Origin of the sequence: Desulfuromusa kysingii, from assembly GCF_900107645.1 — a bacterium.
GTDB lineage: Bacteria > Desulfobacterota > Desulfuromonadia > Desulfuromonadales > Geopsychrobacteraceae > Desulfuromusa > Desulfuromusa kysingii.
The window spans coordinates 574,207-587,744 of the sequence record NZ_FNQN01000001.1 but is presented as its reverse complement, the minus strand read 5'-3'; the positions used below and the strand labels follow the sequence as shown (position 1 = coordinate 587,744).

The window sequence follows — 13,538 nt, the reverse complement described above, 5'->3', positions numbered from 1 at the left end:
AGCCCGACTGGAAACAGTCGGGCTTTTTTATTGTACGGATGATTAGCCACCAAGGACACCAAGAAAAACAAAGGCTTTAACGCTGAGACACAGAGGTGCAGAGAAAGTCGAAATGAGAAGATCAAGTTTTGATTTACTTTAAACTCAAACAAAACGGTTTTCTTTTCTCTCCATGCTCTCCGTCTCCGCGTCTCTCCGTTAAATGAATTGTTTTCCTTGGTGTCCTTGGTGGCGATCAAGCGTTCATCCATAAAAAAAGCGGGACAGAATTAAATCTGCCCCGCTCGATACATATCTACATATCAGATCTTATTTTCCGTCAATGGGATCCCCTTTGTAACCCAGAGCAGCCCAGTCCATCCGGCCGTTGTCTCCATGACAATCCAGACACCCGAGAGCCTCTTCAGCCGGGGCGACCATGTGGTCAATTCGCCAGTGCATAGTTGTCGGTGCAAAACCGTACTCACCACTGTAAGGCAGGCCACTGGTCTCCATACCAATTTTTGCAGACAGTGCCCAATCGGCAGTCGTCCAGAAAGCATCCGGGCCATAAATGTGGTTGGTAATTAAATAATTATTCTTTGTATCGTAAATCTGCTTACCGGTGTGGATCTTAAATGGGTGAATTTTAGCAGTTTTGTCATTGATATCACCCAGCGGCCAAGCAAGTGGAGTTGGAACTTTCGGGTCAATCTTATCACCCACTAAGTAGATTCCTGCTTTACCGTTAAACCAAGCATAGCTTGGCTCTTGGTCTGCTTTCCAGGTCTGTGTTCCGACTGTTTTTTTGTACCGAACAATTTTACCGTCAATACCTGCTGGCGACTCGTCTTTACCGCCTGTTGACCAATCCCAGTCCATCTGAGTAGGATCTTCTTTCGCATAAACCGGAATATGACAGGTCTGACAAGCGACACGCTTGGCGTGGGCGTTGAGCCGTGACTGCTCATGAGGCTCGGCATCGTGACAGCCTTCACAACTGATCGCATTGAACCCATCAGGAGAGGTCTGTAGGTTTGCACCCGGGATATAGTGGTCCTCAGTCTTGTGACACTCCTGACACTGGAAGTCATTACCATCAGCATCCATATGAACATCGATAGAACGGTCAGGATAATCAAGCACTAGGCTGATATCACCATTTTTGGCGTTATTACCACCACCACCTAATGCGTGACACGAATTACAGTTTTGACGAACAGGCAATCCAACTTCTTTAGCAACCTCTTCAAGATTTACGTGCTCTTTGGGCCAACCGGCGTTATCGCCATCCTTGTGGTAAGTTCCAGTCGTATCGTGACAGACCAAACAGTCAACGCGCGTTTTGTCGGTAAAATCGAAGTTCTTATCTTTCCACCCGTAACCGGCATGACACTCCATACAGTGAACCTCATTACTCGATACAGTACCACAGTAGTTGTTTAGCAGATTCTTTTTACCAATTGTGACCTCTTTACCATTGGCAACCTGTTTCCGCTCCCAGGTCCAGTGGGGAGTCTTCATGAAATCAATGGCAGCATCTTCATGACATTCGAGGCAGGTTTTTGTGACTTCAGTGGCATCCGCAAATGGACCCTCAATAAACTCACTGTGATCAGTTGCATAAGCTGTTATTGATAACAACATCGCGACTGAAACGCATAATAATATCTTTTTCATCAAATCCGCCCTTATCTTATTAATTAAATATACAGGTTATTAGATGCATTTTAGCCAAAGAAAGGGAAAGATCTTAAGACCTCTCCCCTTCTCTTGAAGCTTCTAGCTATTATAATTAAAACTGCATGGTAATTTTAGCGTATGCATCCCAAGCAGTATCAACAACTGGTAGTAAAGAATATGCTTCACCATCCTGAACATCCGACACTTTGACCGGCTTGCCAACTGGAGAGCCACTACCAGTGTATTCGTAGTCATAATATAGACCACCAATTTTGATAAAGGCGCGTGGATTAATATCAAAGATATAGTAAACCTCGCCTACATGGCCACGAGTCGACAGTTTACTACCGACGAGATCATCTTGTGCTTGGGTGAACGGTGTCCAGTACTTGGATCCATAGTTATACTCCAAACCAAACTTGCCCATAGGAGCAGGAACCTGGATACCAACGTAAACTCCGTAACCTTCTTGGGTATCATCATCTTCAGCGCGAGCTGGCATCATATAGATCTCTGAACCATCGTCACTGAGTTGCGCCTCAAAAACAGCATCGGTACCCATACCACCAAACATTCCAGCTTCACCATTTGACTCAAGTTGGGTCATGCCGAAAGAAGCAAACCAGTTAATGCCATTATCTTCTTCACGGGTTAAGCCAAGAGCGATCAAGTTAATATTACCAATAACCGTACTTGGGGTATAACGGACATTAAAGTTCATATTGGAGAATTTTTGCATGTCTGTATACAAGGTACCTGCAAATAGCTCAGCAAACTGGGTTGGAAAAGCAAAAACACCTGTAAAACCATCAACAACATCTTGAGCCCTGAACAAAGTTGCCTGAACCAGAGTCTTACCATCATTGAAAACATCAATATTGAAACCGCCAAGATGGGTATCATCCAGATTTGAGGTGATATCACCATTGAACAAGGAACCGTTGCCATATTCAGATTCAAATCCCTGACCATAACAGAAACGGACTGATTGGCCTTCCATTCCGGTGATTTCACTGAGATGATAGCCAATAGTAAAACCATCAAAGTTAAAGTTAACCAGATGCCCCGATGGTGTTCCACCTCGCAGTTCGTTTTCACGATAGTTTGATGGAGGGCCATAAGTTGATGGACGCCGACCAACAGAAAAATAGAAATCACTGCCAGCAATATCTTTCCAGTTAAAGAAAGCACGCTCTACATGCAGGGTATCGCCAGAAGGTTGTCCACTACTGGTCCCGTCCATTGCGAAGGCATCCCAAGAGTCAAACACCCGAGAACCAGAAGAATCTCCCCAAGCTTTGTACATATTGAGACGACCAGAAAAGTTCATGTTGCTGGCAATGTCAGCTTTCATGTTGAGACGAAGGCGGGTTGTGTACATGATATCGTTGTTGATATCAGAAGTTTGAGCAGCTTGAGCTAAGGCAAAGGGCATGACACCGGACAATTGTCCAGCCATAAAACCATCAACCATTTCTGAGTTCTGAAGCATCATCTGAGTTAAAGGTGTTAGCTGGTTCGCATTAGGGTTAAGATCACCTCCAAGCATTTGATAAATATTATTTGAATTCGTTCCCGGGTCCCCAACCAAGAAAGTTAGACCATTTCCACCAGCATCAGTTAGTTGAGTACTAAAAGTTCCAGCCATCATATCCGCACTAAACGCATCAAAATCAACCTTAATCCCAGGATTAAAGGTAATATCTTGGTAGTGGAGGGAATCTGCTGTAGTCCGCAAATCTCCAGAGAAGCTGATCCGATCCAAAGCAGAATGGCGCTCCGGTTTCTCAAGGCGATCATTAAGATCATCCAGTTCTTCTACAATGTCAGCGATCTGCTTTTGGAGCTCTTCAATCGTCGGAGCAGCAAATGAGATGGTTGGTAATGCCAGCAATGATGCCAGCAATAGAACGATAAAACGATTCATACAGGGTTACCTCCTAAAGTAGTTGTACGAGCAAATAGTTGGACTTAACCGCAAGTGGCAGGAGCAGGTGAATCAGCGGCACTATCATGCAAGAACTGATTGATATCTTTTTTATCTTTGTCTGAAATCGTCTTAAAAACTTCCCCTGGATGATCATCGGTTTTCTTTTTGAAGTAACGGTCCCACTGAGACATAGTTTTTGACATTGGAGTCAGTTCACCACCTTCACCACCAGAGTCATGACAACTCTTACAGCTCTTTTTAAATAAGTGTTTCCCTTTACGGGCGTTACCACCTTCGATCGCTAAAGCACTTGTCGCAGTGAATGCGGTCAAAATTAAGCCAATCATCAAAAAAGCTTTCCAATTCATTTCTCTATCTCCTTGGTTGAGGTTTAATCACGGCACTCCATTTGTGCCCAACCGATACGAACAATCAACACTGATATATTTATATATCCAGCGGCACCTATATTTAATTGTTTTCAAATCATTTTTCAACCAATATTTCGAATAATTATATATATAAGTTACTTATACTCTCATAAATTCATGGGCTTTTGCTGTTTCATATTTTATTTCAGCGACTTATACATCTATTCAGATATTGACATTAAGATTAATATTACAAAGTTGGTTACTGTTGTTTAGTCGACACTCCTCAGGTAAATGTTCAAAATACCGAAACAAATAAGTGTTTCTTATCGGTCGAACAGTATTTCTTATCGACAATCATTTTGATCTCCCCATTGTACTTTATCTGGTAGTTATTATACTCTTAGCTATCATTCAAAATTCAGGAGGAAAGACCATGATCAAACTTGACTACAGTCAGCATCAATGCCCTTATCCCGTTATCGAAACCCGCAAACAAATCCTCGCCAATCCCGGGCAAGCGCTTGAAGTTCTTGTCAGCGACCAGGCAGGACGAGACAACGTCACCCGATTAGCTGAGAAAATGAACTACCAGGCATCTGCTACGGCTGTAGGAAACAACTTCCGACTCAATTTAACTCCTGCCGCAGGTGAATCCGACGTGACACCGGTCAACCAAGCGGTCAATGAAAGTGCCATCACAGGGAAAACGGTTATTTACTGTGGTAGTGATCGAATGGGGCAAGGCGATGATGAATTTGGCCGGGTCTTGATGCGCAATTTTCTGACAACCTTGCTGGAGATGGAACCACTTCCCGACATTATTCTGTTCGTCAATAGTGGCATTAACCTCACCACTGAGGGCTCTGATATTTTGGAGGCTTTACAGACTCTTGTCTCTCGTGGAGTTGATATTGCCAGCTGTGGACTGTGCCTTGATTTCTATCAGAAAAAAGACCTGCTAAAAGTGGGTCGGACAACCAACATGTTCGAAATGGTTGAGGTTCAATGTCAAGCAGGACGAATTATCTGTCCGTAAATAGATTGATTCAGATTCAGCCACCAGAGGGCGTCTAAATTGCTACGGCAGAGGATCGAACCTTCACAAACAAATAATTGTGTTATGCTGGGGAAATTCAAACAGAAGGCCCTCACTCACGATTTACTACTTCTGATCCCAAGCACTCTTTAAACGCTTTAGGCGCCTTGGTGGCTCTTAAAAAATCATGGAATTCAAATGCTTACACAACGCCAAAGCGGAGTATTGCTCCATCCGACATCACTCCCAGGAGAACAAGCAATCGGTTCTCTTGGCCCTGAAGCATATGATTTTGTCGACACTCTTCTGGCTGCGGGTCAATCAGTCTGGCAGCTGTTACCCCTAGGACCGATCGGTTACGGCAACTGTCCCTACAGTAGTTTCTCTGCCTTTGCCGGAAGCCCGTTATTAATCAACCTGAGCCGGCTGATAACCGCCGGTGACTTACGTCGGTCAGACCTCCCGACATCGCATCATACCGTTGATACTGCTGATTATGCTGCAGCGGCCCAGCGACAATTCCCCGTTCTACGTCTTGCCCATAAGAATTTCACTCGGCGCGGAACTCAAACCCGCAAGGACAAATTCGATCAGTTTTGCAACGATCAGAGCTACTGGTTGGACGATTATGCGTTGTTCGAATCCCTACGCGAATATTACCCGGAACAAAGCTGGCAACAGTGGCCCCAAGACATCAGACAGAGAATCCCCGCAGCCGTACAGGAATGGACGGAGACCCTGGAAGACAACATCAATCTGCATAAATATTTACAGTTTGTATTTTTTGAGCAGTGGCGGGCACTCAAGGAGTATGCGAACAGCAGAGGAATTGAAATTTTTGGTGACCTGCCCATTTTTGTCGCTGAAGATTCAGCTGATGTCTGGACGAATCGGGAACTATTCTATCTGGATGATGCTGACCAGGCCACATTGGTAGCCGGAGTTCCACCCGACTATTTCAGCAGCACCGGCCAGCGCTGGGGAAATCCACTCTACCGCTGGGATAAAATGGCAGAAGATAACTATTCGTGGTGGTTAAAACGATTTCGGTGGAATTTGGAATTATTTGACTTTTTGCGAGTCGATCATTTTCGGGGTTTTTCTTCATGTTGGGCTATTCCAGCGACTGAAGCCACAGCTGAAAATGGTTCGTGGATTGATATCCCCGGTGAACAATTATTTACGCTGCTCCAAAATGAGCTCGGCAACAGCTTGCCGCTTGTCGCTGAGGATCTGGGAATCCTCACTGAAGATGTCATCACCTTGCGCGACAAATTCAGTCTACCGGGGATGAAAATACTTTTATTTGCTTTTGATTCTGATGCGGACAATCCCTATCTACCGGAAAATATCAATGCTAACGCTGTCATCTATACCGGGACTCATGACAACAACACGACCATCGGCTGGTGGCAGGGACTTGATAATGATGGGCAACAACGCGTCCGCAACTTTCTCCAGACCTCCTGTGATGACATGCCATGGGCATTGATCGAAACAGCCATGTCAAGCGCAGCCAACCTCGCCATTATTCCCCTGCAGGACATACTCTCCCTCCCAGCATCAAGTCGCATGAATATCCCGGGGACAGCAACAGGAAATTGGCAATGGCGTTATCATTCTGGAGCAATATCCACAGCAATCATGAACCGCTTAAAAAACATGTCACATTTGTACGGACGCAACCTGTGCATTCCCGCAGAAATGCCACCGAGGTCGTAATCCACTTGTCTGTCCTTAAAAAGCCATGCTATTTTTCGCAGCATCAATCGTAGATAAAAAAGGTCAACAATCTTTTCTGCACCACTCATATGGAGAGCTATAATGAAAAAACTAACGACCCTGTTCATTGCATTGTTTATGTTTTCACCTCTGATTGCCTGCAGCAAAACTGATTCAGCACAACCTGCAGCCCAGAATTCTGCTGCAGCAGAATCTCCTGCTCCTGCAGCGGCCCCAAATCCAGGGTCTGCCAATGTGCCGGGTCAAACAGCCGGGACTGTCGTTGAAACAATGAATGCTGCCGGTTATACCTACGTTTATGTGGATAATGGCACAGAAAAAATCTGGGCAGCGGCACCTGAATTTGCTGTCAGCGTTGGTGATGAAGTCATGATCCCGGAGGGGATGGCGATGCATAACTATCACAGTCAAACATTGGATCGTGATTTTGATGTTGTCTACTTTGTTGAAGCTGTCCTCAATGCCAGCAATCCAAACGTTGGGACTGCGGCAATGGGAGCAGCCGCTTCTACCGCCGGCATGCAGATGCCTGAAGGTCACCCACCAATTGATACGACCTCAGTACCACCTGAAGTTGATCTAACTGCGGTTCAAAAAGCCGAGGGGGGACTAACCATTGGTGAAATCTACTCCAGCAAAGCGGACCTGTCTGGGAAGACCGTGACCCTCCGCGGCAAAGTGGTTAAATTCAGCCCACAGATCATGGGAACCAACTGGATCCACCTCCAAGATGGCAGCGGCGATCAGGCTGCGGGGACCAATGATCTGACCGTGACCAGTGGAATCCAGGTAAATGTGGGTGACACTATCGTTGCCAGTGGTCCTCTGACTCTGGATAAAGACTTCGGTTACGGTTATAAATATAACCTTATCATGGAGAATGCCGCCGTCACCGTCGAATAACAGTCACACCCTCTATTTCCAACCCTTCAAAAGCCTCTGGCATTGTCCAGAGGCTTTTTTTGTCCTTAGGGATGTAAAATAATTTTCATGTTGACAATATAGTTAGCCAAGTCTAACGTCAAACAAAACATCATTATAAAAGTTATCACAACGCACCCAGATTCTCGGAAGAGATTCCGAGTGCAAACAGCTTGTTAACATGTCAAAGGAGCACTCATGGGTTTTGAAAATCTTAAAATAAGCACCAAAATATATTTGGTTATTGCCTTGATAATCTTGGTTTTCACCTGCGGAATTAGCTGGATTTACACTGGCTACCGCGACCAGATCCACAAAACAGCTGAGTTGAAACTCAAAGCGGCAGTTGAAACGGCTGTGGGGATCATTGATCATAACAGTCAAATGGCCGATGAAGGTCTTATCACTACCGAAGAAGCGCAAAACAACGCGATAGAAACAATTAAAAAATTACGTATTGAGCAGGGAAAACTGTATTTCTGGATCAACGATACGCACCCCAAAATGATCATGCATCCGATTAATCCAGCACTCGACGGTAGCGACTTGTCTCAATCAATTGATCCCACCGGCAAACAACTATTCATGGAAATGGTCAAAATTACAGCAAAAGACGGGGCAGGTTTCGTTAATTATATGTGGGAAAAACCTGGCAAGGATAAGCCCCAACCTAAAATGTCATTTGTCCAGCGAACCAAGAGTTGGAACTGGATTGTCGGCTGTGGTGTTTATATTGATGATTTGGGAAGTAAAGTTAACGCGATATTCTATTCAATATTAGCAATTGTGTCGTTGGTAATTCTAGCTTCTGTCGCAATGGCATATGTGCTCGCACGCTCGCTGTCTCACCCCATAAAACAAACCGTCGACATGATTGACGAAATTGAGAAGGGGCATTATCAGATTCGTCTCAACCTGCAAAGGAAAGATGAAATTGGCCATCTCGGAGCAGCCATGGACAATTTGAACGACAATTTTGAGACCGTTCTATTGCCCACCTTAAATCGATTAGCCGATGGAGATATCACCTTTAATCCGGTGCCGCGAGATGATAACGATGGCACTCGCATTGCGTTAAAAAAAGTCAGCGACAATCTCAATGAAACAATGCAGCAAATCCAAAGAGCTGGGGAACAAATAACTTCGGCGAGCGAACAGATAGCTGACTCCAGTCAAACCCTTTCAGAAGGGGCGACAGAATCAGCGGCGTCATTGGAAGAGATATCCAGCTCACTCAATCAAATGGCGAGCCAAACTAAACTCAATGCGGACAATGCAAGCCAGGTCAATCTTCTCTCCAGCGAAGCAAAGCAGGCAACTGAAGAAGGAAAAAGCAAAATGGAACAGATGGTTGCCGCCATGACCGATATCAGTGATGCGGGAAAAAGTATTAATAAAATCATTAAAGTTATCGATGAAATCGCCTTCCAAACCAACCTATTGGCATTAAACGCTGCCGTTGAGGCGGCGCGTGCCGGACAACATGGGAAAGGATTTGCAGTTGTCGCTGAAGAAGTTCGAAACCTTGCTGCCCGGAGTGCCAAAGCCGCCTCAGAGACGGCTGAATTAATCGAAGGCTCGGTAAAGAAGACAGAAAATGGCGCGTTGATTGCGAATCAAACCGCTGAATCGCTGGAATCAGTGTATGGCGGCGTGTTAAAGGTTTCTGTCCTCGCGGAGGAAATTGCTGCAGCTTCAAACGAACAGGCCGACGGCATTGGTCAGATCAATGAGGGGTTAGGTCAGATTGACCAAGCGATCCAACAGAATACCGCTACAGCAGAGGAAAGTGCCGCTGCGGCTGAAGAGTTATCCAGTCAAGCCGAGGAACTCCTCAGTATGTTGAAGCGTTTTCAATTAAGAGGGCAAGTTCAGCAGCAGGCCATCAAGCGAACAGTAACAGCACCTGCGCCCCAAAACAGATTGAGCGCTGGTTGGGGACAAGCTGCTCACAACAGCCCACGACAAACGATTGCTCTGGACGATGATGAATTTGGCAAATTCTAAGAATCAATCATAATAGATCTGAAAATATAGCCCGATTATCGCCAAGATGATCGGGCTTTTTTGTCAAAAATATTATTATAAACCAAGAAAGACAAAAACCTTAAGGGACAGTTCGAGAGCTGCAGAGATGAACAAACTACATTCAAATGTTAAATAAAATCTAGGTTTCTCTCCAGCTCAGGGCTTCTCCGTTGAAGGCATTTCTTGGTTTTCTTGGTGGCAGAGATTATGGTTTTTCTTCCCGCAAGCTGCGGTAAATAGTTTCAGCCAACCCCGCAGGCATTCCAGGCATCTGTTGTAATTCCTCCACGGAAGCAGCGCGGATTTTTTTCAAGCTCCCAAAGTATTTCAATAGAGTTTTACGACGACTGGGACCGACACCGGAGATATCTTCTAATGACGATCGTAAACTTGCCTTACCCCGCAACTTGCGATGATAGGTAATCGCAAAACGATGAGCTTCGTCACGCAATCGTTCCAATAAAAACAAACTGGCAGACCCATGACGAAAACTGACCGGATTTTTCCTTCCCGGCAGAAAAAAGCGTTCTTCACTGCGTTCTACAGCTTTGCCACGGACATTGGCCATCACTCGGCTTTTAGCTATGCCGACGGCACCAATACTGGCTTGTAATTGGAATTCTGCCAACACCGTGGTTAAAACCCCCAGCTGTCCCTTGCCGCCATCGATCAAAATCATGTTTGGAAGGACACCGTCATCAACGCCCCGCGCTAAGCGGCGGCGCAAGACTTCCAGTAAAGAGGCATAGTCATCGGCTCCTGCAACCGTTTTAATTTTGAAACGCCGATATTCTCCTTTGGCAGGCTCACCATTGAGCAAGACAACCATACTCCCAACCGATTGATTCCCCTGCACATTTGAGATGTCATAACACTCAATCCGTTCGGGCAAACAGGGGAGATGAAATTTGAGCCGCAACTCCTCAAGCAACTGCTCACGCGCGTGCTTTCGTTGCCCTCTTTGACGATAGGATTCAGCAGCATTGCGTTGTGCCATTTCACAGAGCCGCTTTTTTTCACCCCGTTGTGGAGCCAGTAAGCGCACTTTTTTGCCCCGTTTCTCACTCAACCACTCGCCCAGCAATTCAGCTCCCTCTAAGGTGAAAGGGAGCAACAGTTGATCGGGGAGAATCACCTGGCGTGAGTAATATTCCTGTAAAAAGCTACTGAGCAATTCGGGCAGATCAAGTTTCCACTCAAGAGGATAGCTACGCCGGCCAATCAGCCTGCCGTGACGGACAAACAGCAACGTCACCTCAACCTCACCACCATCTTCATGCAAACCAATCACATCTTGGTTTCCACCTCCATATTCAGTCACTTTTTGTTTTTCGACACTTTTCTCAATGGCATTAATCTGATCACGTAACCGCGCGGCATCCTCAAAACGCATCTCTGCAGCAGCGATTCCCATCCGTTGCTGTAATTGAGCTATCACTTCTGACTCCCGCCCTTCCAGAAGTTGAATCACCCCTTCCACCAGTTTACGATAATCGTCTTGAGTGATTTTACCATGACAGGGGGCGCTGCATTGCCCGATCTGATGAAACAGACAAGGCCGACTCCGCTTGCTACAGCGCTGGATGGAAGAGTGGCGCAGAGGGAAAATTCGATAGATTTCCTTGAGCGTTTCACGAATCGCCGAAGCAGAGGAGTAAGGGCCAAAATAGTGAGCACCATCACTCTTGACCTGACGCACGACCTGCAACATTGGAAAAGGATCCTTAAGGTCAATTCTGACCGAGACATAGGTCTTATCATCACGCAAATCAATATTGTAGTGGGGGCGATATTTCTTAATCAGGGTATTTTCCAGCAACAAGGCTTCTTTTTCAGTGTCGGTGATAATGACCTCAATCCGCAGCACCTTTTCCATCAACAGAGGAATATGTAAGCGACCATCACCACGGGCTGAAAAATAACTGCGCAAGCGATTGCGCAATAGTTTGGCTTTGCCAACGTAAAGAACCTCATCATCTTTACCGAACATTAGATAAACACCGGGAGCCAATGGGTATTTTTTTAAATCAATGGAAATCATATTTACAGGATAGATCAAGAATGATATCGAAATAAAGTCCTCTTTACACCGATTCCTTTTTGTCTGGCACTTACTGAACTTATTGCTATAATAACAAGCTAACGTAAACTCAATCGACGCTCCACTTGCATGAAGGAATAAGGCGTGAATCCATTCTGGGACAACATCTTCCGCCGTAGCGGATACGAACAAACTCTCACCTACTTTCTCAGCACCATGCCGATGTTTAAAATGCTGAACAAACGCGAGTTGACCTTTCTAGAAAATATCGTTCATGTGCGCAACTATGAAGCTGATGAAATTGTCTTCAACGAAGGAGATATCGGTTCAGGAATGTATTCTATTCGCTCAGGACAAGTGCAGATCTACAACCTCGATGATCAAGGTCAAGAAACCGAGCAAGCGATACTGAATCCCGGGGATTTTTTTGGTGAGATTGCTTTGACCGCATCGCGCCCACGTTGCGCCTCAGCCCGAACAACAGAACCCACTGTATTGGTTGGATTATTCCGCTCCGACATGATGGAGGCGGTGCGACGTCACCCTGCCCCATCAGCCAAGATCATGCTGGGCTTGAACCGGGTCATCAGTGATCGCCTACTACAATGCAGCCTCGAGCTGACTAAATTAAAAACTCAACTTAATGATAATCGAGAGCAACTAACAGATGCTTAGTCAAAACAATATGAGCCGTGCCCAAGTTGCCGTTCTTTATCTGATATTGACGACAGCGATCGCCTCTGGGATCGCGATTTACTCTTCGGCTTCAACAATTACGGCATTGTTAAAAACAGCAACAGCAGGTTTGTTTCTCCCGTTGTTAATTTCGCTGATTGTCTCTTTTCTCCTTGATCCGCTGGTTTATTTTTTTGAAGGCAACAAGATCAATCGCACCCTCAGTATCTTCATTGTCTATCTGTTGATATTTTCGTTCGTCGGTTTACTTCTATTCATCATTGGCCCACCCAATTGGAAAGGAATGGCTCAAGCCCTCAAAGCTGATTTTCCGCGCTACATAGAACAAGCCATTGAGTTCTTGAACCGATTGTTAGTCGTTGCCCAGGAACACTTTCCTTTTATTGTCCACTATGATATCGCCGAGCGCATCAGCTCTGCATCCCAATCATTTTTGGGGATGATCCTTAAAGAAACCCCACGTTCAGCTATGCGTATCGGGAGCTTGTTATTACTTGTACCGCTATTCACCTTCTTCTTCCTGCGCGATAGTCGCCGGATCGTGCGAAGTCTGATTTCGCTGACCCCAAACCGTTACTTTGAAATGGTGCTCGATATTTACGCGACTGTAAGTTGGCAGCTATCTCATTTTATTCGCGGCAGAGTCCTCGAAGCATTGATCGTTGGTCTGGTTGTCTGGGTGGGTTTATCTCTCACTGATATCCGTTACGCACCAATTCTGGCCGTCGTTGCTGGAGCTAGCAATTTAATCCCTTACATCGGACCGATCGTCGGTATGATCCCCGGCCTGGTGATTGCGCTGGCTGATTTAGGGATGGGGGGCGAGTTCTGGTGGATTCTTTGTGTTTACCTGCTCATCGCGCAGATACTTGTTGATAATTTTATTCTCATTCCGATCCTTATCTCCAAAGTCTCAAACCTTCACCCGCTCTGGGTTATTTTAGCGATTGTTATGGGCGGGAAGCTTTACGGGATATTGGGGATGATCATCGGCGTTCCAATTGCCAGCATCATCAATATTGTCATTATCGCAACCCGTCAGCACCGTAAAACCTTCAATCCCTACCAACGCTATTTCACGACTCGGGGAAAACTGCTCTGAAGGAT

Annotated in this window: 10 protein-coding genes; 6 read left to right on the top strand and 4 right to left on the bottom strand. The window is 45.6% G+C overall.

Going from position 1 to position 13,538, the window contains the following annotated elements:
• Window positions 1-309: 309 nt before the first annotated feature.
• The 3 genes from BLU87_RS02810 to BLU87_RS02800 form a co-directional block, all read right to left on the bottom strand.
• Entirely contained in the window at window positions 310-1,659 is a 1,350-nt protein-coding gene (locus BLU87_RS02810; protein WP_092344478.1) for a tetrathionate reductase family octaheme c-type cytochrome, read from the bottom strand.
• A 115-nt stretch (window positions 1,660-1,774) separates the two neighbouring features.
• On the bottom strand, window positions 1,775-3,589 hold the full coding sequence (locus tag BLU87_RS02805) for a DUF3373 family protein (protein WP_092344476.1): 1,815 nt from the start codon (window positions 3,587-3,589) through the stop codon (window positions 1,775-1,777).
• Window positions 3,590-3,633: 44 nt separating this feature from the next.
• Window positions 3,634-3,960, bottom strand: coding sequence for a c-type cytochrome (locus tag BLU87_RS02800; RefSeq protein WP_092344474.1), 327 nt, complete (start codon window positions 3,958-3,960; stop codon window positions 3,634-3,636).
• Window positions 3,961-4,399: 439 nt separating this feature from the next.
• Here BLU87_RS02800 and yedF point away from each other — a divergent pair, with 439 nt between their 5' ends.
• From yedF to BLU87_RS02780, 4 genes are all read left to right on the top strand, one after another.
• Window positions 4,400-5,002, top strand: a complete 603-nt coding sequence (gene yedF, locus BLU87_RS02795; RefSeq protein ID WP_092344472.1) for a sulfurtransferase-like selenium metabolism protein YedF — start codon at window positions 4,400-4,402, stop codon at window positions 5,000-5,002.
• Window positions 5,003-5,200: 198 nt separating this feature from the next.
• Window positions 5,201-6,724, top strand: coding sequence for a 4-alpha-glucanotransferase (gene malQ / locus BLU87_RS02790; protein ID WP_092344470.1), 1,524 nt, complete (start codon window positions 5,201-5,203; stop codon window positions 6,722-6,724).
• Between the two features lie 102 nt (window positions 6,725-6,826).
• Window positions 6,827-7,648: a hypothetical protein gene (locus BLU87_RS02785; protein ID WP_092344468.1), complete on the top strand. Its 822-nt coding sequence runs from the start codon at window positions 6,827-6,829 to the stop codon at window positions 7,646-7,648.
• 216 nt (window positions 7,649-7,864) lie between these two features.
• Complete coding sequence (locus BLU87_RS02780; protein ID WP_092344466.1) at window positions 7,865-9,673, top strand: methyl-accepting chemotaxis protein; 1,809 nt, start codon at window positions 7,865-7,867, stop codon at window positions 9,671-9,673.
• A 226-nt stretch (window positions 9,674-9,899) separates the two neighbouring features.
• Here the strand turns inward: BLU87_RS02780 and uvrC are convergent, their stop codons facing one another.
• Window positions 9,900-11,735 (bottom strand): excinuclease ABC subunit UvrC, encoded by a 1,836-nt coding sequence (uvrC, locus tag BLU87_RS02775; RefSeq protein ID WP_217637421.1) that lies wholly within the window; start codon window positions 11,733-11,735, stop codon window positions 9,900-9,902.
• A gap of 144 nt (window positions 11,736-11,879) precedes the next feature.
• Between uvrC and BLU87_RS02770 the strand changes: the two genes are divergently transcribed.
• The gene (locus tag BLU87_RS02770; RefSeq protein WP_092344462.1) at window positions 11,880-12,410 is read left to right on the top strand and encodes a cyclic nucleotide-binding domain-containing protein; all 531 of its coding nucleotides are present in this window, start codon (window positions 11,880-11,882) and stop codon (window positions 12,408-12,410) included.
• Window positions 12,403-13,533 carry an AI-2E family transporter gene (locus BLU87_RS02765; RefSeq protein WP_092344460.1) on the top strand — a complete coding sequence of 377 codons (1,131 nt, stop codon included), beginning with the start codon at window positions 12,403-12,405 and terminating at the stop codon, window positions 13,531-13,533. The genes BLU87_RS02770 and BLU87_RS02765 overlap by 8 nt, the downstream gene beginning before the upstream one ends.
• Window positions 13,534-13,538: the final 5 nt, after the last annotated feature.